The organism is Phenylobacterium sp. (genome assembly GCF_965284355.1).
Taxonomy (GTDB): Bacteria; Pseudomonadota; Alphaproteobacteria; order Caulobacterales; family Caulobacteraceae; genus Phenylobacterium.
In genome coordinates this window covers 1,373,608-1,392,053 of the sequence record NZ_OZ260078.1, presented here as the reverse complement: position 1 = coordinate 1,392,053, position 18,446 = coordinate 1,373,608, and the positions used below count along the sequence as shown (strand labels likewise).

Genomic DNA, 18,446 nt, shown 5'->3' with positions numbered 1-18,446 from the left:
CCCTCACCGAACTTCGAATTCCCTAAGCCGCCGGCTCGTACCAGATGGGCGAGGACCAGGCCCGTTCCATGATGGTGGGGGCGAGCTTGGGATTGGGCGGCGTGCCGTTGCGAAGCGCGTCCCAGGTCGACCAGCGGCAGGACGGGTTCTCCAGCACGCGGACGTAGTAGAAGGCCCGCTGGTTGGGCTTGAACTCCGGGTCCTTCCAGACCGTGCGCAGCTCCACGTCGCCCTTGAAGCGGTCAGGCTCGCAGGTCTTCATGTTCACGCCCGCGCCATTGTCGGCGCAGCGGCCGTTCGCGCCCACCTGCAGCCCGTCCGAGCAGGCCACGTCGAACACCTTTTCCTTGGCCTGGCCGTTCTCGATCCAGCCCTTCACCACCTGGGCCCGCTGGAGGTAGCCGGCGCGCGGATCACGCACCGCCCAGACCAGGAACTGCGGCGTCTTGCCCTTGGCAGCCAGCAGGTCTCCGCCCATCGGCACGCCGCGGGCATAGGCCTGGCGCACCGTGTCGGCCCGGGTCATCAGGTCGGCCGGGAAGTCGTAGCTGGCGAAGAACCGCACCTTGATCCGCGGACCCGACGTGGCGAACGTTTCCTTGCGCCGCAGCGCCGCGTAGATCGCATCGCGGCTGTTCTCTTCCGCCCAGACGCCCGCCAGACCCGATGCGCCCCAGGTCTGGAACACGGGTGGGTTCGCGGCCTGCTCGCCGGTCACCGCCGACCAGTCCTTCGCGCCCCCGGGCGGGGCCGAACCCCGCAGCTCAGGCAGGCCGTCGCGCCGTCCGGTCTTGGAGAAGTAGTTGGGCTCCTCGACGCTGCCGGGCGCGGCGTTGTGGGTGTCGGATGAGCCGATGAGACCGAACTTGAACGGGTTCGCCCCCACCTTTTCGCGCAGGATGATCCCGTCCTGCAGCGCGCGACGCACGTAGCCGCCGGCGAACTTCGTCACGTTGATGTTGGACCCGATGTACTTTTCCATGATCTCGAAGTTGGCCCACTCGTCGTTGGGCGACAGCGAGGGGTGGGTGTCGGACGTCCCCTTGATCTGGGTCATCTCGACCAGAGGCTCGTTGCGCATCCGCAGCTCGGCATAGGCCTTGTCGATCGGTTGGCCATTCAGCCGCACGTTGTCGAACATGAGTCCGTCCGAGCCGTTCGAATTGTGGGGGATCGCCAGGGCTTCGACGCCCTTCGCGCGCCAACCATCCATCGTCCTCCAGAGGTTCTCGGGATCGTTGGAGTCGCTGGCGGAGAACGGCATCGCGGGGACGTTCGCTCCCTTGAAGATGACGTTGCGGTGCAGGTTCCGCCGCTGCGGCGCCGAGGTGTATTCGTAGCCTATGAAGGTGGTGAAGCGGCCGGGCTGGTAGTTTCTCGCGGCGGCGTCCTGCGTCTCGCGCCAGGCGCGCGAGATGATCGAAGGATCTGCGAATTCCTTGGGCAGCGTGCCGTCGCGCCGGGCCTGGTTGAAAGCGTCGAAGGCCTTCTGGATCTGCGCCGGATCAGGGCTCAACAGACCTTGGCTGAAGGGGAGCTTCGAGAGGGGGCTTTCCGGATTCCCGGCTTCCCGGATAGCCGACATGTACTCGGCGTGGTCGGTCACCGCGACGAAGTCCAGCGGCCCCCCGGCCAGCCTCACCAAGTAGCCGGATGCGTGCCCGATCGTCTCGCCGCGGCCAAAGCGATAGGCGTCGTCCGGGGTGCGGCGGACATTGAAGATGTAGGCGTCGTTCGAGATCGACGTATGGACGTGCAGGTCCCCGAAATAGGCGTTGCGGTCGGGGTTGTGGCCGGGCAACTGCGCCGCCGGGGCAGCGGCTGCGGCGGGCCTGGCATGGTCGGCTGCGGCCGGCGCGGGCTCTCCACGCAGCGCCTGGGCGATCGCGCCGCCCCCGACCAGCACGCCGACCACCGCGGCGGGGATCACATAGCGGACGACGGCCGGCCTGTTGCGAGTCTTCATCGGCGCTCTCTCCTGCCCAGATCAGCGATACTTGGCTTCAGGGGCCAGGGGCCAGAAGCCTTAGGGCATGGCGCTGTCGACCCTGGGCATGGGCCGCCGGCGCGCCCAACTCAGCGGTACTCGGGCGCCTGCCATTCCGGCCAGAGGTCTGGCAGTCCCTTCGAGACCCGATCCGGAAACTCGGCGGGGCGTTTCTCCAGGAAGGCGGCGATCCCTTCCCGCGCGTCGTCCGAGGCGCCGCGTTGGCGCATGGACCGGCTGTCGGCGCGATGGGCCTCCATCGGGTGGTCCGCCACCATGCCGCGCCAGATCAGCTGGCGCGTGACGGCCATCGACATCGGCGCGGCGTTGGCGGCGAACTCGGTCGCGAGCACGCGGGCGGCCGGCAGCAGGTCCTCGGGCGCGTGAAGCGCCTGGACAAGGCCCTTGGTGTGGGCCTCCTGGGCGGAGAACACCCGGCCCGAGTAGCACCACTCCAGCGCCGTCGGCGGGCCGACCAGCCGGGGCAGAAACCAGGATGAGCAGGCCTCCAGCGCGATCCCGCGTCGCGCGAACACGAAGCCGAACTTGGCGTCGGTGGAGGCGAGCCGGATGTCCATCGGCAGCTGCATCGTGACGCCCACGCCGACGGCCGCGCCATTCACGGCCGCGATCACCGGCTTCAGGCTCTCGAAGATGCGCAGAGAGACGCGGCCGCCGCCGTCGCGCGTGACGTCGCCGGTGTCGCCCGCCGCGCGCCGCTCGGCCTCGCGCGCGCCCTGGTCGAAGGTGCCGCCGCCGGCGCCCAGGTCGGCCCCGGCGCAGAATCCGCGGCCCGCGCCGGTCACGATGACGGCCTTTACCGCGTCGTCGGCGTCGGTCGCGTCGAACGCCGCGATCATGTCCAGCATCATTTTCGGCGTGAAGGCGTTCAGCCGGTCGGGGCGGTTCAGGGTGATCGTCGCGATCCCGTCCTCGACGTCGTACAGCAGGGTCTCGAACTCGGGCTTGGACATGCGGTCTCCGTCAGGGCGCTGAGATTTCGAACCAGAGGTCGAAGCGATCGAGAAGGGCGACGAGCCGGCCGAGCTCGGTGGCGCCCGCGCCGCGGACGTCCGCCTCTTCCAAGGTCTTCGCGCCGGTCGCCAGGTCGACGAGGTCGCCGCGCGACAGCTCGACCAAGGGTCCGGCCTCGCCGGCGCGATGATGCAGCACGGCGTTCTCCACCCGCACGCCGAACCGCTCCCCGGTGTCGGTGAAGGCGACCGTGAACCCGATCGTCTGCGCGCCGGCTGCCAGCCCGTTCAAACGCACCGAAAGCGCGTCCAGCAGGTTGTCGGCGGGCAGCGTGCGCAATTGGCCGGCCGACGCCTGGCGCGGGGTGTCCGACTTCGGCCGCGGCTTGCGCAGCTCCTGGGCGCCGGTGAGGTAGAAGTCGCGCCACGGGCCGGACTCTGCCTGGTAGCCCATCTGCTCCAGGGCGTCGGCCTGCAGGGCTCTGGCGTCCGTGTTCGCCGGATCGGCGAAGACCAGATGCCCCACGATCTCGGCGGTCCAGCGATAGTCGCCGGCGTCGAACGCCCGGCGCCCCTCGGCGAGGATACGTTCCGGGCCGCCCATGGCCTCCACATAGCGACGTCCGGCCGCCTCGGGCGGATGCTTGTTCAGGTTGGCCGGGTTGCCGTCGAACCAGCCGAGGTACTTCTGGTAGACGGCCTTGGCGTTGTGGCTGAGCGTTCCGTAGTAGCTGCGCGTGTGCCACTCGGCCTCGAGCGTCGGCGGCAGCTTCAGGACCTCGGCGATCTCGGGCCCGTTCATCCCGTGGTTCGCCATCCGCAGCGTCTGGTCGTGGATGTACTTGTAGAGGTCGCGCTGCTTGGCCAGGAACGCGCGGATGGGGCCCTCGCCCCAGCGCGGCCAGTGGTGGCTGGCGAACATCACACCCGCCTTGTTGGCGAACATCTCCAGTGCTTCGTCGATGTAGAAAGCCCAGGCCTTCGCGTCCCGCACCTGGGCGCCGCGGGGCGTGTACAGGTTGTGCAGGTGGCAGGTGCAGTTCTCGGCCATGCACAGCGCGCCGAACTGCGGGAAGTGGAAGTTCATCTCCGCCGGCGCCTCGGTGTCGGGCGTGACCTGGAAGACGACCTCCACGCCGTCCAGCGTCAGGGTCTGGCCGGTGTGAGTCACCGAGACGTTGGGCGCCACGAGCGCGACCTTGCCGGTGGATGTGCCCTTGCCGAGACCTGAGTCCACGTGCCCGCGGGGGTCCTTCGGCAGCAGGCCGCCGTACATGTAGGTGGCGCGCCGGCTCATGACGTTGCCGGCCAGGACGTTCTCGGCGACGGCCGCCTGCAGGAAGCCCTCGGGCGCGACGATGGGCACGCCGCGGGCGATGTCATCGGGCGACAGCACGCCCATGATCCCGCCGTAGTGGTCGACGTGGCTGTGGGTGTAGATCACCGCCGTCACGGGCCGATTGCCCTTGAGTCGCCGCACCAGCTCCAGCGCCGCCGCCGCCGGCTGCGCCGAGGTGAGCGGGTCGATGACGATCCACCCCTCGCGCCCCTGGATGAAGGTGATGTTCGAGATGTCGAAGCCGCGCACCTGGTAGACGCCGGGGGTCACTTCGAAGAGGCCATGCAGGGCGTTCAGCCGCGCCTGGCGCCAGAGGCTGGGGTTGATCGTGTCGGGCCGTTCGCCCTCCAGGAACGCGAAGGGGCGCTGGCTCCAGGCGCCCGGCACGTCCGCATCCTGGATCGAGCCCAGAAAGCCGCGGCGTGCGAGCGCGAAGTCATGGCCGTCCTCGGCAGGCAGGCTCGCCGCCACCGCCGCCTGCGCGGCGCGGGTCGCAGACGTCGCGTCCTTGCGTACGTCGCCGTTGGGCTCCGACATGCCTCCCCCGTCTCGCCGTCTCTCACGCGGCCTTCCCCGGACGCTAGGCCTCGCCGCGGCGGCGTTCAACTCAAATGTTCCGATGTGGTATCAAATGCCGTTGACGGGGCCGCCGCCAGACCTCAGGTTCGGGGCGGATCCAGCAGACGCCGAGCCAACGGCGCAGGTTCGAAGGGGGAGACGAATGCGCCTGGAAGGCAAGGCCGTCGTGATCACGGGCGGCGGCAGTGGAATCGGCAAGGCGATGGCCGAGCGGTTCCGGATGGAGGGCGCCGCGCACATCCTCGTCGCCGACCTCGACGGCGCAGCGGCGGAGGCGGTCGCGGCGGCGGTGGGCGGACTGGCGGTCCAGGCCGACGTCGCCGTGGAGGCCGACGTTCAGCGGATGGTGGCCCTGGCCGAGGAGCGTTTCGGCCGCATCGACCTGATGTGCTCCAACGCCGGCGTGTCGGTGCGCGACCCTGATTTCAACAACGCGACCTCCGCGTCCAACGACACCTGGGCGCTCGGCTGGAACGTCAACGTGATGGCCCACGTCTACGCGGCGCGCGCCGCCCTGCCGGGGATGATCGCGCGGGGCGGCGGCCACTTCCTGCACACGGTTTCCGCGGCGGGCCTCTTGAGCCAGCCCGGCAGCCCGGTCTACGCCACCACCAAGCACGCGGCCGTGGGCTTCGCCGAGGCGCTGGCCATCACCCATCGCAACCAGGGAATCGGCGTGTCGATCCTGTGCCCGCAGGCCGTGGACACGCCGATGATCCGCGGCGCGCGCGGATCGCAGGCCGTGGACGGCGTGATGTCGCCGGCGGATGTGGCCGGATGCGTGGTCGCGGGGCTGGAGCAGGAGACCTTTCTGATCCTGCCGCACCCCCAGGTGCTGACCTACATGCAGCGCAAGACCGGGGACTACGACCGCTGGATCAGCGGCATGGCGCGGCTGCGCGACAAGATCGCCCCGGCGCAGGACTGAGGCGATGACCGCCGCCGCCTCGGACGCCGGGCAAGGACACATCCACGGCTTCGGCTCGCGGCCGTACCGGACCTATGTGCTCACCGCGCTTCTGTTCATCTTCATCCTGAACTTCATGGACCGCGCGCTGCTCTCGGTCGTGGCGCCGCAGATGAAGCCCGAACTCGGCATCTCCGATACCGCGTTCGGCCTCCTCACCGGCTTCGGCTTCGCGCTGCTCTACACGATCGTGGGCGTGCCCCTCGCGCAGTTCGCAGAAACCCGCCACCGCGTCTGGATCATGACCGTTTGCGTGGCGCTCTGGTCGATGATGACCGCCCTTTGCGGGCTGGCCGCGGAGATCACCATCGGCTCGCTGACGATCGGCGCCTTCTGGGTGCTGCTCGCCTGCCGGGTGGGCGTGGGGATCGGCGAGGCGGGGTGTACGCCCCAAGCCAACTCGCTGATCGCCGACTACTATCCGCCGCGCGCCCGCTCGACCGCGCTGGGCTACTACGCCATGGGCGTGACGCTGGGCACCATGCTGGCCAACGTGATCGGCGGCCCGATCACCGACGCCCTGGGCTGGCGGTGGGCATTCTTCATCCTGGGCGTGCCCGGGCTGCTGGTGGCGGTCGTCTTTAAGCTGACCGTCCGGGAGCCGCCGCGCGGCTATACCGACCCGCCGGGAACCCCGCGCCGCGAGACGGTGCGGTTCGCGGACGGCCTGCGGGAAATCGCTTCCAAGCGCTCGTTCTGGTCCATGACCACGGCGGCCACCATCGCGGCCTTCTGCGGCTATGGCATCTCCTCGTTCCAGTCGCTGTTCATCAACCGCACCTTCGGCCTCACGGCCGGCGAGGCCGCGCTGATGATCAACGTGCCCGTGGCGATCGCCTCGTCGCTGGGCACCCTGGGCACGGGATGGCTGGCCGAGAAGCTGGGATCGCGCAGCCCGACCGCCATCGCCTGGCTCCCCGCTATCGGCATGACTCTGTCGGTGCCGTTCTATGTCCTGGCGTTCACCACCCAGAACCTCTGGCTGTGCCTGTTCGGGCTCGTTGTCGGGGGCGGCGCCAAGTACGGCTACCTCGCCGCGCAGTACACGATCGGGCAGGGCGTGGTGTCGGCCCAGACCCGCGCGCTTTCGACCGCGGTCCTGATGTTCGTGATCAACATGCTGGGCTACGGCTTCGGGCCATTGGCGATCGGCTGGCTGAGCGACGTGCTGTTCTCGATGCAGGTGGCGGCGATGGATGCGCCGGGCTTGGCCCGCAGCGCCTGCGAGGGCGCGGCCCGGGCTAACCTGTCCGCCGCGCTCGAGGCGGTCTGCGCCAGCGCCCACCCACAGAGCCTTCAGCGGTCCCTGCTGATCACCTCGAGCCTCTATGCGGTGGGCGGCGGCTTCTTCCTGCTGACCGCCAGGTGGCTGAACCGCGACCTCGTCGCCAAGTAGCTCCGCCAGCCGGCGCGCCCCGTCACGCGCCCCAGATCTCCGTGGCGTAGCGGACGAAGTTCTGGCCCAGGATCTTCTCGATGCGGGCCGGCTTGTGGCCGCGCTCGGCCAGCAGACGCCACAGCTTGCGGAATTGGTCGGGCCCGCGCAGGTCGTCCACGAACGGATGAGTGTCGGCCCGCTCGCCCGGCGCGGCGATGCCCTTGGCCTTGCGGTCCTCGTGCTCCCTGCGCAGCGCCGCCTTGTAGAGCTCAAGGTCGTCGATAGGCGTCGTGCCGCCGTCGGTGCCGATGCCCACGTGATCCTCGCCGCAGACGTTGATGGCGTGTTCCAGGTGGGCGACCACGTCGACCGCCCGGGCATGGCCCGACAGGTTCAGGAACGGCATGAAGTAGATACCCACGAAGCCGCCCTTCTCCGCGACCAGCCGAAGCTCCTCGTCGGTCTTGTTGCGCGGCAGGTCGGCGAGCGCGCGGCAGCCGGTGTGGTTGATCGAGATCGGCCGCTTGGAATAGCGCGCCGCGTCCAGGCAGATCTGGCGGCCGGAATGGCTGAGATCGACCATGATCCGGCTCGCGTTCAACCGGTCCACCACCTGGCGGCCGAAGTCGGTGAGGCCGCGACCCTCAGGGACGATCGAGCCGTCGCCCAGCGGGTTCCTGAGGTTGTAGGTGAGCTGGATGATGCGCACGCCCAGGTCGGCGAAGATGTCGACGCGGCCGGGGTCGTCCCCCATCTGGGCCGCGTTCTGGAAGCCCAGGATGACGCCGACCTTGTTCTCCCGCCTGGCGGCGGCGATGTCTCCGGCGGTCAGGATCAGCTTGAGGTCGGCGGCGCGCTCGCGGATCAGGCGCTGCCATTGCGCCACTTCGGCCACCGAGGCCTGGAAGGGTTCTGCAGGCCCGGCGACATAGCCGATGGTGACGTTGACGGCGGTCGTGCCCGAGGCCCGCGCGTCGGCCAGGATGCGAGGGGTGAGCACCGGCCGCGGCGGTTCCGGCAGGTTCGGGTCGTTGAGGCCGCCCAGTGCGTTCACGACGACGACGTTGTGGAGCGGATCGCTGGCGGCGGCGGCAGGGCTGGCGGCCGCGGCGACGGACAGGGCGAGCAGCGTGCGGCGATCAAGGGTCATGGAGCGGCTCCGGCGCGGCGGTCGGGATCGGCGACGCGTCCGACCTCATGCCGCTCGCCTCGACGATGAAGAATCCATCGGGTTTCGAGAACTACCCCTACGATGTCCACCGCCGTTACGGCTACGTTCGGCTGGCGATCAGACAGGAGCCCTCGCATGACGCCGCGCAGCCTGGCGCGCCCGATCGACCGGCGTGAGCTGGGCGTCCAGTTCCTGCGGCTGGCGGCGGCGCTGGCCGTGCCGGCGCCGGCGCTGGCGTTCCCGGCACATGGCCCAAACCGGGTGACTGTGCAGCGCGACGTCATGGTCGCCATGCGCGACGGCGTGAAGCTGGCCACCGACATCTACCGCCCGGCTGACGGCGACACGCCCTTGCCCGGTCCGTTTCCCGTGATCCTGGAGCGGACGCCCTATGGCAAATCGCAGGACACCACCCGCCACGCCAGCGCTGCGATCGCCCGCATGCTGGCCAGCCACGGCTACGTCGTGGTGTTCCAGGACTGCCGGGGCCGCGGCGGGTCGCAGGGCGACTACGTCAAATATCTGAGCGACGGTCAGGACGGGTCCGACTGCTGCGCCTGGATCCTGGCGCAGCCGTGGTGCAACGGGCGCATCGGCGCCCAGGGCCTGTCGTATGGCGCGCATACGGTGGGCGCGATGGCCGGCGCCGGCGCGCCTCTGTCGGCGCTCTTCCTCGACAGTGGCGGCTTCGCCAACGCCTACCAGGGCGGCATCCGCCAGGGCGGGGCCTTCGAACTGAAGCAGGTGACCTGGGCCTACCGAGCCGCATTCGAGTCGCCCGAAGTCCGCGACGATCCGGCGAAGACCGCTGAGCTGCAGGCGGTGGACATCAAGGCCTGGTTCAAGCGCTGGCCCTGGACCCGCGGGAACTCGCCGCTGAGCCTCGTCCCCGAGTACGAGGACTATGTCTTCGACCAGTGGGAGGCTGGCGACTTCGACGGCTTCTGGAAGCAGCTCGGCATCTATGCCGAGGGCTACTACGACGCGTTTCCGAAGGCGCCGATGACGTGGATGTCGTCGTGGTACGACCCCTATCCGCGGACGGCGACGCAGAACTACATGGCGCTGAGCCGCCGAACGACGGCTCCGGTGCGGCTGATCCTCGGGCCATGGACCCATGGCAATAACCACCAGAGCTTTTCCGGCGACGTCGATTTCGGCCCGCAGGCGGTCCTGGCCGGCAACCTGGCGCCTGACCTCACCACGCTGCGCAAGCGCTGGTTCGACCGCCATCTGAAAGGCGAGGCGAACGGGGTCGACGACGAGCCGCGGGTGCGGATCTTCGTGATGGGCGGAGGCTCCGGCCGGCGCAACGCCGAGGGACGGCTGGATCACGGCGGCCGCTGGCGGGCCGAGCCCGACTGGCCGCCGCCGGGCGCCCGCGAGACGGCGTACTACCTCCACGCCGACGGCGGCCTGCGCCCCGAGCCGCCCCGGGTCGCAAAGGCCGACCGCCGCTACACCTACGACCCCGCCCGTCCGACGCCGTCCATTGGCGGAACCATCACCTCGGGCCAGCCGATCATGGTCGGCGGCGCCTTCGATCAGCGAGAGGACGAGCGGTTCTTCGCCTCGGAAACGCCCGGTCGCGCGCTCGCCGATCGGCCCGACGTGCTGGTCTTCCAGACGCCGCCGCTCGCCGAGGACACCGAAGTGACCGGCCCGATCACGGCCGAGCTCTGGATTTCATCCGACGCGCCCGACACCGACTTCACGATCAAGCTGATCGACGTCTACCCGCCCAACCCGGACTACCCGCAGGGGTTTGCGATGAACCTGACCGACGGCATCCTGCGCTGTCGTTACCGCGACTCCTGGGAGACGCCGTCCCTGATGACGCCGGGACGCATCTACAGGATCCGCGTCGACGCCTTCCCGACCTCGAACCTGTTCAAGGCCGGGCATCGCATCCGGCTGGACATCGCCTCGGCCAACTTTCCGCACTTCGACCTCAATCCGAACACCGGCGAGCCCGAGGGACGCTGGCGCAGGATGCGGCCCGCTCGCAACGTCGTGCATCTGGATGCGGCCCATCCCAGCCATGTGGTCCTGCCGGTGGTCCGCAGAGCCTAGGTCAGGCCTTTACTTGGCCAACGCTATCGGATGGGCAGCGCGCCGCGGCGCACGATGCTGCGCAGCGCGATCGAGGAGTTCAGCCGGGCCACGCCGGGCAGGCGGGTGAGCACGTGGGCGTGCACTCGCTCGAGGTCGGCGACGTCCGAGGCTACCACGCGGACGATGTAGTCCGCCTGTCCGGTCATCAGGTGGCATTCCATGATCTCGGGCGCCTCGTTCACCGCCGCCTCGAAGGCGCTCAGCACGTCCTGCGCCTGGCTGGCCAGGGTGATCGAGACATAGACCGTAAGGCCCAGGCCGACGGCCGCGGGGTCCACCGTGGCGGCATAGCCGGTGATCACGCCGCCGGCTTCCAGGGCGCGCACACGGCGGAAGCAGGCGCTCTCCGAGAGGTTCGCCGCCTGGGCCAGCTCGGCGTTCGTGGCCCGGCCATGCTCCTGAAGGTGGCGCAACAGGACCTTGTCTTGGTTATCGATGATCACTGAAGATTTCTCCAGTTCGGGTGCTTCAGTCGGAGAAATCTTGCATTCGCATGCGGTCGACGCCCTGACAAATCAAGGATCGTTCCCGCCGTTGCGACTACACTCCGCGCGCGCCACCAGTGGAGACGTCCTATGCGGATCGGAACGGTCACCGAGATCAAGAAGCTCGAGCGCCGGGTCGGGCTGACGCCGCCCGTCGTCGCCACCCTCGTCGCCCACGGCCATGACCTGTTCGTCCAGTCGGGCGCCGGGGCCGGCGTCGGTCTGTCGGACGCGGACTACGCCACGGCGGGCGCGACCATCCTCCCCGACGCGACGGCGGTGTTCGCCGCCGCCGAGATGATCGTGAAGGTGAAGGAGCCGCAGGCCTCCGAGATCGCGCTCCTGAAGCCGCACCATGTGCTGTTCACCTACCTCCACCTCGCCCCCGACCTGGCGCAGACCCAGGGCCTGATGGCGTCGGGCGCCACCTGCATCGCCTACGAGACCATCCTGGACGGCAAGGGCGGGCTGCCGTTGCTGACGCCGATGAGCCAGGTCGCAGGCCGCATGGCCGCCCAGGTCGGCGCGGCCTACCTGCTGGCGCCGGCTGGCGGTCGTGGCCTCCTGATGGGCGGCGTGCCCGGCGTCGCGCCGGCCAAGGTGCTGGTGCTGGGCGGCGGCGTCTCGGGCTTCAACGCGGCCGAGATCGCTGTCGGCATGCGCGCCGACGTCACCATAATGGACATCTCGCCCAGCCGCCTGGCCCAGCTGGACGCCCACTTCGAAGGCCGCGCTCGCACCATGCTGTCGTCGCGCGGCGCGCTGCTGGAGATGCTGCCGACCGTCGACCTCGTGATCGGCTGCGTGCTGGTCACCGGCGCCGCGGCGCCCAAGCTGATCCGCCGCGAAGACCTGAAGATCATGCGCAAGGGCTCGGTGCTGGTGGACGTCTCCATCGACCAGGGCGGCTGCTTCGAGACGTCCAAGCCGACCACGCACGCCGAGCCGACCTATGAGGTCGACGGCGTGGTCCACTATTGCGTCGCCAACATGCCGGGCGCCGCGCCGCTCACCTCGACCTACGCCCTGGGCGCGGCGACCACGCCTTACGTCCTGGCGCTGGCCGACAAGGGCGTCGAGCGGGCGTTCGCCGACGATCCCGGCTTCAAGGCGGGCCTGAACGTGGTGGGCGGCAAGGTCGTGCATCCGGCCGTGGCGGCGGCGCTGAACCTCCCGCTGGCGACGGCCTGAGCGGACCGAGATTCCGGCGCGCGCCATCCTCCCCGCCGTGCCTTGCCGCCCGAGCGCCTCCGAGGGGCTCGGGCGGACTTTCCTCTTTCGCGGCCTCCGTCGTGCGACAGCCCTTGCGGGTCGCGCCGCCGTGTCGTTCTACCGTCGGCACATCCGCAGGACGCCCCGATGACACTCGACCGCGCCGACGCACTCGCGATGGACGCCGCAGATCCCCTGGCCGGCTTTCGCGACCGGTTCGCGATCCCGCAGGGCTGCATCTACCTGGACGGCAACTCGCTGGGCCCGCGTCCGGCAGCGGCCCTGGATCGCGCAGCCCAGGTCGTGGGCGTCGAGTGGGGCGAGGACCTGATCAAGAGCTGGAACACCGCCGGCTGGTTCGAGCTGCCGACGCGCCTGGGCGACAAACTGGCGCCGCTGATCGGAGCGGGCGCGGGCGAGGTGGTGGTGACCGACTCCACCGGCATCAATCTCTTCAAGGCGATGGCCGCGGCGGTGGCCATGCGCCCCGACCGCGACACGATCATCCTGGAAGGCAGCAACTTTCCCACCAACAACTACATGGCTCAGGGCCTGGCGGCGCTGAACGGCGGCCGGCTGCAGGTGAAGCTGCTGGAGAAGGACGAGATCGCTGGCGCCATCGATGCGCGCACCGCCGTGATCGCCGTCACGCACGTCCACTACAAAACCGGCCATATCCACGACATGCCGGGGCTGACCGCCCGCGCCCACGAGGCCGGCGCGCTGGCGATCTGGGACCTGTGCCACAGCGCCGGCGCCATGCCGGTGGACCTGAACGGCGCGGGCGCCGACTTCGCCGTGGGCTGCACCTACAAGTACCTGAACGGCGGCCCGGGCTCGCCGGCCTTTCTGTTCGCCGCCCGCCGCCACCATGGCCAGGCGATCCAGCCGCTGACCGGCTGGTGGGGCCACGCTGAGCCCTTCGCCTTCCAGCCCACCTACGCGCCGGCCGGCGACATTCGCCAGTTCCTCACGGGCACCCAGCCGATCGTCAGCCTGTCGCTGGCCGAACTGGGCCTCGACATCGCCCGCGCCGCCGACATCGACGAGGTGCGAAAGAAATCGATGGCGCTCACCGACCTCTTCATTCGGCTGGTGGAGCAGCGCTGCCCGGGCGCCTTCGGGGTGGCCAGCCCCCGCGACGGGGCCGAGCGCGGCAGCCAGGTCTCGCTGACCCACCCGGAGGGCTACGCCATCATGCGGGCCTTGATCGCCCGCGGCGTCATCGGCGACTTCCGCGCCCCTGACATCATCCGCTTCGGCTTCGCGCCGCTCTACGTGCGCTACATCGACGTCTGGGACGCCGTGGCCGCGCTGGCCGACATCATGACCTCTGCGACGTGGCGGCGGCCCGAATACCAGGTGCGCGAGGCGGTGACGTGAGGCCGCTCCGCGTGTGCGGACGACCCTGAACCGCATGTGACCAGACGATGGTAGGCGCCGTTAAGGACCGCAGTCTAAGGTGGCGGTCGTGACAGCCTATCGCACCCTTGCCTCGACCCTCGCCGCCGGCCTGGCCCTCGCCCTGGCCGCCGGCGCCGCGCAGGCGCGCAGCTTCTACATCATCCAGTCCGGCGCCGACGCCTGGACGGTGATGGATCCGGAAGGCATCGAGCGGATCGGGACCGGCGCCCAGCGCCGCGCCTGGGTGGTCCGCGTCCAGCGTAACATCCTGACCGGAAACCCGCCCACGCCGGGTTATGTGCGCACGCTGACCGAGTATGACTGCGAGGCCAACCGCACCCGCTGGCGCGAGTTCTCGGCCTTCTCCCGGTCGGGCGCGCTGCTGGTCAGCAAGGTCAACCCGAACCCCGAATGGGGCCCGGCGGACGAGGCTTCCGACACCTACGCCGCCCACCGGGTGATCTGCGAAGGCGGCGGCGGCGGTTCTGTGGTGTCGGCCGAATCCGTGGCCAAGGTGGTGATCAGCCTGATGGGTTCGTGGGATCCGCCGCCCACGCCCTACGCGCCGCCCAGCGCCCAGCCGCCGGCCAAGACCCCGGCGGCCAAGACCCCTCCCGCGAAGGCCTCAGCGACGAAGGCCCCGGCGGCAAAGGCCGCGCCGACGAAGCCTTCGGCCGTGAAGGTTCCCGCCGCCAAGGCGCCGCCGGCAAAGGCGACGCCCCGGACCTGACGGTCGCTACTTCGAGAGCTGCCCGCGGATCGCGCCGCCCGGGTGCTCGCCGTTGTGCACATTGACGTAGTAGCCGCCGGGATTGGCCAGGATGTCGGCCACCACCGGCGCGCCCACCGTCGCGCAGCCCGAGGCCTTGCCGTCGGCGCCGGGCTTGTTGAGCGGCGCCGCGACTGGGCCGTTCGCCCCGGCCGGGGCCTTGTGGATGTGGGCCATGGTGGCGTCGGCGATCTTCTCGACCATCAGGTCGTAGCAGACCTGGTTGGTCGCCGCGTCGATGCGGAAGTTCGCGTGGCCCGCGCCGTCCGTGTCGGCCGAGCCGGCGCCGCCCAGGTGGGCCGAGAGCTTGACTTCAGCCGCCGAAGCGGGCGCGGCGAGCCCCCCGATGGCGAGTGCGACGAGACAGGCGGCAGCCTTGATCATGAATGGTCTCCCTTGGGCCCAGCCCCCGCTTGAGCGGGCGGATGGAACCCCACGCGTGCGGGCCCGTCAATCAAACGCGGCGATGCAAACAAAGGAGCCTCCGCCATGGGCGGAGGCCCACCCCGGAAAACAAAAGAGCCTCCGCCATGGGCGGAGGCTCAGGGAAAGCGACCCGATGCTCGCAGGTCGGGATCAGTTGCGGGTGGGGATCACCACCGGCAGGTGTTCGTAGCCCTTCACGAAGGACGAGTAGACGCGGCGCGGCGGGCCCGTCACCTCGAGGCGCGGGAAGCGCGCCAGGATCTCTTCCCAGATGATCTTCAGCTGCAGCTCGGCCAGGCGGTTGCCCACGCAGCGGTGGATGCCGAAGCCGAACGACAGGTGCTGGCGCACCCGCGGCCGCTCGATCCAGTAGTCGTTCGGGCGGTCGATGACCGTCTCGTCGCGGTTGCCCGAGACGTACCACATGGCGACCTTGTCGCCCTTCTTGATGGTCTTGCCGCCCAGTTCGACGTCCTGCAGCGCGGTCCGGCGCATGTAGGCCAGCGGGGTCTGCCAGCGGATGGTCTCGGAGACCATGTTGGGGATCAGCGCGTGGTTCTCGCGCAGCAGCTTGTTCTGGTCAGGGTTCTGGTGAAGCGCCAGCACCGAGCCCGTGATCGAGTTCCGCGTCGTGTCGTTGCCGCCCACGATCAGCAGGATCAGGTTCCCCAGGTATTCCATGCGGTCCATGTTCCGCGTGGACTCGCCGTGGGCCAGCATCGAGATCAGGTCGGGCTGCGGCGGCGCGTTCACGCGCTCGTTCCACAGGTTCATGAAGTAGTCGACGCACTCGAACAGTTCCTGGCGGCGCTGCTGCTCGGCCAGTTCCGGATCGGTGGAATTGAACAGCCCCGAGTCCGGCGCCGCGGTGGCCACGTCAGACCAGCGGGTCAGCTTGCGGCGGTCTTCCCAGGGGAAGTCGAACAGCGTCGCCAGAGTCATGGTGGTCAGCTCGATCGACACCTTGTCGACCCAGTTGATCTCCTCGCCGATCGGCAGGTCGTCCAGGATCTTGCCCGCGCGCTCGCGGATGATCGGCTCGAGGTAGGCCAGGTGGTGCGGCGCCACGATCGGCTGGACCGTCTTGCGCTGCACGTCGTGCTTCGGCTGGTCCATGGCGATGAACATCGGCAGCGTGAAGTCTTCCGCCGGATCGGGCAGCACGATCGTGGGCTCGGACGAGAACACCTCGTGGTTCGTGTCCACGGCCATGATGTCGTTGTACTTGGTGATCGACCAGTAGCCCCCGACGTCGTCGAAGCCCGAGTCCGCTGTGTAGTGGACCGGGTCTTCCTTCCGCAGGCGCTCGAAGTAGGGCCACATCGTATCGGTGCGGAAGAGTTCCGGGTTGGCCGGATTGATCTCTTCGAGCGGCATCGAATAGGCGGCGTCGCGGGCGGCGCGTTGCAGGTCGATCGAAGCGTCGTCAGCCATGGGGGTCCTCCGATAGCGGGTCGTTGCGCGCCCGCAGTCCGTCTACTGAACGATGATCTTGTAGCGGCGCCTAGTCAACGAAAGATGACGGTGGCGTCAACTTTTCCGTCCTGAAAAAATGCCGGCGATTCACGAGGGGATGCCATGACCGGGCTTGAGGGCGGCTGTGCCTGCGGGGCTGTGCGATATCGCCTCAAGTCGCGGCCGATGTTCGTCCACTGCTGCCACTGCTCGGACTGCCAGCGGCAAGTGGGCTCGGCGTTCGTGGTCAACGCCCTGATCGAGACGGACCGGGTCGAGATCCTGCAGGGCCAGACCGTCCGCATTACGATGCCCACCGACAGCGGCCGGCCGCACGACACCCACCGCTGCGCCGCCTGCGGGACGACGATCTGGTCCGACTATGGACGGCGCGAGGTGCTGATGTTCCTGCGCGCCACCACCCTCGACGACCGCGCGGCCCTGCCGCCGGACGTGCACATCTTTACCCGGTCCAAGCTGCCCTGGGTGCGTTTTCCCGAAGGCGCGCGGGTGTTCGACATCTACTACGACATGCAGGCCGAATGGCCGCCCGAGAGCCTGGCCCGTCGCGAGGCGCTGCTGGGGCCCGGGCGCTGAAGGAAGCTTCAGCTTTTCTGTCTGGCAAGCGACCGATCGTGCGCTAAACAGGCGTTTGAACTTCCGCCCGGTCTCTTCGTCATGGGGAACAGCATGGCTTCCGACGTCCTCTTCACGCCCTTCGAGTTCAAGGGGCTGAAGCTCCCGAACCGCATCGTCATGGCGCCCATGACGCGCTCGTTCTCGCCGGGTGGCGTGGCGACCGAGGAGGTGGCGGCCTACTACCGTCGCCGCGCCGAGAACCAGGTGGGCCTGATCGTCACCGAGGGCACCGGCGTCGACCGCCCGGCGTCGTTGAACGATCCCAACATTCCGCGCTTCCACGGCGAGAAGGAACTCGCCGCGTGGGGCAACGTCGCGTCCGAGGTCCACAAGGCCGGCGGCCTGATCGCGCCCCAGCTCTGGCACGTCGGCGCGGTGCGCACCCGCAGCGAGACCTGGCAGCCGCCGGGCCCCTACGACAGCCCCTCGGGCCTCTCCAGCCCCGGCAAGAAGTTCGGTGAGGCGATGACCGACGCCGAGGTCGCCGACGCCATCCGCGCCTTCGCCGACGCGGCCAAGGCGGCCAAGGATCTGGGCTTCGACTGCGTCGAACTGCACGGCGCCCACGGCTACCTGATCGACCAGTTCTTCTGGGACGGCGTCAACGTCCGCGAGGACGCCTACGGCGGCAAGGACATCGCCGGCCGCGCCCGTTTCGCCGCCGACATCATCCGCGCGGTCCGCAAGGCCGTCGGTCCCGACTATCCCATCATCATCCGCATCAGCCAGTGGAAGCAGCAGGACTTCGCCGCCCGTCTGGCCGAGACGCCGCAGGCGCTGGAAAGCTGGCTGGGCGCCCTGGTGGAAGCCGGCGCTGACGTGCTGCACTGCTCGCAGCGCCGCTTCTGGGAGCCCGAGTTCGAAGGCAGCGACCTCAACTTCGCGGGCTGGGCCAAAAAGATCACCGGCGTGCCCACGATCACCGTGGGCTCGGTCGGCCTGACCGGCGAGTTCGTGACCAGCTGGGGCGGCGAGGTCTCGCAACCCGCGTCGCTGGAGCGCCTGGAGCAGATGCTGGACCGCGGCGACTTCGACCTCGTCGCCGTCGGCCGCGCCCTGCTGCAGGACCCCGAGTGGGTGGTGAAGGTCCGCGAAGGCCGCCAGGACGAGCTGCAAGCCTACGATCGCGGCGCGCTCGCGACGCTGTACTAGCCTTCCCTCCGATCAACAGGGGGAGAGTTAGTCGCCTGAGCCGGTGATATTGGTCGACTTCCCAGGATCCCCGCCAAGCGCGGGGAACACCAGAACGATCACGATCACGACGAGGATGACTGCCGCGCCCACGGCGAGGGCGATCAGTTCGAAGCTATCCAAGGCTCAGCAGCTCCCGCCGCCGCCGTCGCTGCATCCACCGCCGTCGACACCGCCGAAGAACACGGCGCTTGAGGCGACGCCCGCGCCGTCGCAGTTGCCGCCACGACGGCGCGCGCGGCGGCGATCGTGGCGCCAGGCGATGGGTATGATGACGACCGCGAGGACCAAAAGGGCGATGACGCCGATCGCCAGTCCGTAGCCAGGGCTGTCCATGGACGAGCTCCTCTCTGGG

Annotated in this window: 17 protein-coding genes; 8 read left to right on the top strand and 9 right to left on the bottom strand. The window is 69.3% G+C overall.

Annotated elements, in window-relative coordinates; translation table 11 throughout:
- Positions 1-22 precede the first annotated feature (22 nt).
- The 3 genes from ACQ66R_RS06755 to ACQ66R_RS06745 all read right to left on the bottom strand — a co-directional run bounded on the left by ACQ66R_RS06755 (position 23) and on the right by ACQ66R_RS06745 (position 4,837).
- Positions 23-1,966 carry a DUF3604 domain-containing protein gene (locus ACQ66R_RS06755; protein WP_430420383.1) on the bottom strand — a complete coding sequence of 648 codons (1,944 nt, stop codon included), beginning with the start codon at positions 1,964-1,966 and terminating at the stop codon, positions 23-25.
- Between the two features lie 110 nt (positions 1,967-2,076).
- The gene (locus ACQ66R_RS06750) at positions 2,077-2,961 is read right to left on the bottom strand and encodes a crotonase/enoyl-CoA hydratase family protein (RefSeq protein ID WP_430420381.1); all 885 of its coding nucleotides are present in this window, start codon (positions 2,959-2,961) and stop codon (positions 2,077-2,079) included.
- Between the two features lie 10 nt (positions 2,962-2,971).
- Entirely contained in the window at positions 2,972-4,837 is a 1,866-nt protein-coding gene (locus ACQ66R_RS06745) for an alkyl/aryl-sulfatase (protein WP_430420379.1), read from the bottom strand.
- A 184-nt stretch (positions 4,838-5,021) separates the two neighbouring features.
- Between ACQ66R_RS06745 and ACQ66R_RS06740 the strand changes: the two genes are divergently transcribed.
- On the top strand, positions 5,022-5,807 hold the full coding sequence (locus tag ACQ66R_RS06740; protein ID WP_430420377.1) for an SDR family oxidoreductase: 786 nt from the start codon (positions 5,022-5,024) through the stop codon (positions 5,805-5,807).
- 4 nt (positions 5,808-5,811) lie between these two features.
- On the top strand, positions 5,812-7,242 hold the full coding sequence (locus ACQ66R_RS06735; protein WP_430420375.1) for a spinster family MFS transporter: 1,431 nt from the start codon (positions 5,812-5,814) through the stop codon (positions 7,240-7,242).
- A 22-nt stretch (positions 7,243-7,264) separates the two neighbouring features.
- Here ACQ66R_RS06735 and ACQ66R_RS06730 read toward each other — a convergent pair whose 3' ends face one another.
- Positions 7,265-8,374 carry a dipeptidase gene (locus ACQ66R_RS06730; protein ID WP_430420374.1) on the bottom strand — a complete coding sequence of 370 codons (1,110 nt, stop codon included), beginning with the start codon at positions 8,372-8,374 and terminating at the stop codon, positions 7,265-7,267.
- Positions 8,375-8,530: 156 nt separating this feature from the next.
- Between ACQ66R_RS06730 and ACQ66R_RS06725 the strand changes: the two genes are divergently transcribed.
- The gene (locus ACQ66R_RS06725) at positions 8,531-10,468 is read left to right on the top strand and encodes a CocE/NonD family hydrolase (RefSeq protein WP_430420372.1); all 1,938 of its coding nucleotides are present in this window, start codon (positions 8,531-8,533) and stop codon (positions 10,466-10,468) included.
- Positions 10,469-10,491: 23 nt separating this feature from the next.
- Here the strand turns inward: ACQ66R_RS06725 and ACQ66R_RS06720 are convergent, their stop codons facing one another.
- Positions 10,492-10,953, bottom strand: coding sequence for an Lrp/AsnC family transcriptional regulator (locus ACQ66R_RS06720; protein ID WP_421937775.1), 462 nt, complete (start codon positions 10,951-10,953; stop codon positions 10,492-10,494).
- Between the two features lie 132 nt (positions 10,954-11,085).
- Here ACQ66R_RS06720 and ald point away from each other — a divergent pair, with 132 nt between their 5' ends.
- The 3 genes from ald (at position 11,086) to ACQ66R_RS06705 (ending at position 14,341) form a co-directional block, all read left to right on the top strand.
- Positions 11,086-12,186: an alanine dehydrogenase gene (ald, locus tag ACQ66R_RS06715; RefSeq protein ID WP_430420370.1), complete on the top strand. Its 1,101-nt coding sequence runs from the start codon at positions 11,086-11,088 to the stop codon at positions 12,184-12,186.
- Positions 12,187-12,354: 168 nt separating this feature from the next.
- Positions 12,355-13,590: a kynureninase gene (kynU, locus tag ACQ66R_RS06710; RefSeq protein ID WP_430420368.1), complete on the top strand. Its 1,236-nt coding sequence runs from the start codon at positions 12,355-12,357 to the stop codon at positions 13,588-13,590.
- 79 nt (positions 13,591-13,669) lie between these two features.
- On the top strand, positions 13,670-14,341 hold the full coding sequence (locus tag ACQ66R_RS06705) for a surface-adhesin E family protein (protein ID WP_430420366.1): 672 nt from the start codon (positions 13,670-13,672) through the stop codon (positions 14,339-14,341).
- Positions 14,342-14,347: 6 nt separating this feature from the next.
- Here the strand turns inward: ACQ66R_RS06705 and ACQ66R_RS06700 are convergent, their stop codons facing one another.
- Together ACQ66R_RS06700 and ACQ66R_RS06695 are read right to left on the bottom strand one after the other, a co-directional pair.
- Complete coding sequence (locus tag ACQ66R_RS06700) at positions 14,348-14,764, bottom strand: CHRD domain-containing protein (RefSeq protein ID WP_430420365.1); 417 nt, start codon at positions 14,762-14,764, stop codon at positions 14,348-14,350.
- Between the two features lie 192 nt (positions 14,765-14,956).
- Positions 14,957-16,240, bottom strand: a complete 1,284-nt coding sequence (locus ACQ66R_RS06695) for a cytochrome P450 (RefSeq protein WP_430420364.1) — start codon at positions 16,238-16,240, stop codon at positions 14,957-14,959.
- Positions 16,241-16,384: 144 nt separating this feature from the next.
- On the opposite strand from ACQ66R_RS06695, the gene ACQ66R_RS06690 reads away from it, so the two are divergent.
- Together ACQ66R_RS06690 and ACQ66R_RS06685 are read left to right on the top strand one after the other, a co-directional pair.
- Complete coding sequence (locus ACQ66R_RS06690; protein WP_430420362.1) at positions 16,385-16,858, top strand: GFA family protein; 474 nt, start codon at positions 16,385-16,387, stop codon at positions 16,856-16,858.
- Positions 16,859-16,951: 93 nt separating this feature from the next.
- Positions 16,952-18,052 carry an NADH:flavin oxidoreductase gene (locus ACQ66R_RS06685; protein ID WP_430420361.1) on the top strand — a complete coding sequence of 367 codons (1,101 nt, stop codon included), beginning with the start codon at positions 16,952-16,954 and terminating at the stop codon, positions 18,050-18,052.
- 27 nt (positions 18,053-18,079) lie between these two features.
- Here the strand turns inward: ACQ66R_RS06685 and ACQ66R_RS06680 are convergent, their stop codons facing one another.
- Together ACQ66R_RS06680 and ACQ66R_RS06675 are read right to left on the bottom strand one after the other, a co-directional pair.
- The gene (locus tag ACQ66R_RS06680) at positions 18,080-18,214 is read right to left on the bottom strand and encodes a hypothetical protein (protein WP_430420359.1); all 135 of its coding nucleotides are present in this window, start codon (positions 18,212-18,214) and stop codon (positions 18,080-18,082) included.
- Between the two features lie 3 nt (positions 18,215-18,217).
- Positions 18,218-18,427 carry a hypothetical protein gene (locus ACQ66R_RS06675; protein WP_430420357.1) on the bottom strand — a complete coding sequence of 70 codons (210 nt, stop codon included), beginning with the start codon at positions 18,425-18,427 and terminating at the stop codon, positions 18,218-18,220.
- Between the last annotated feature and the right edge of the window lie 19 nt (positions 18,428-18,446).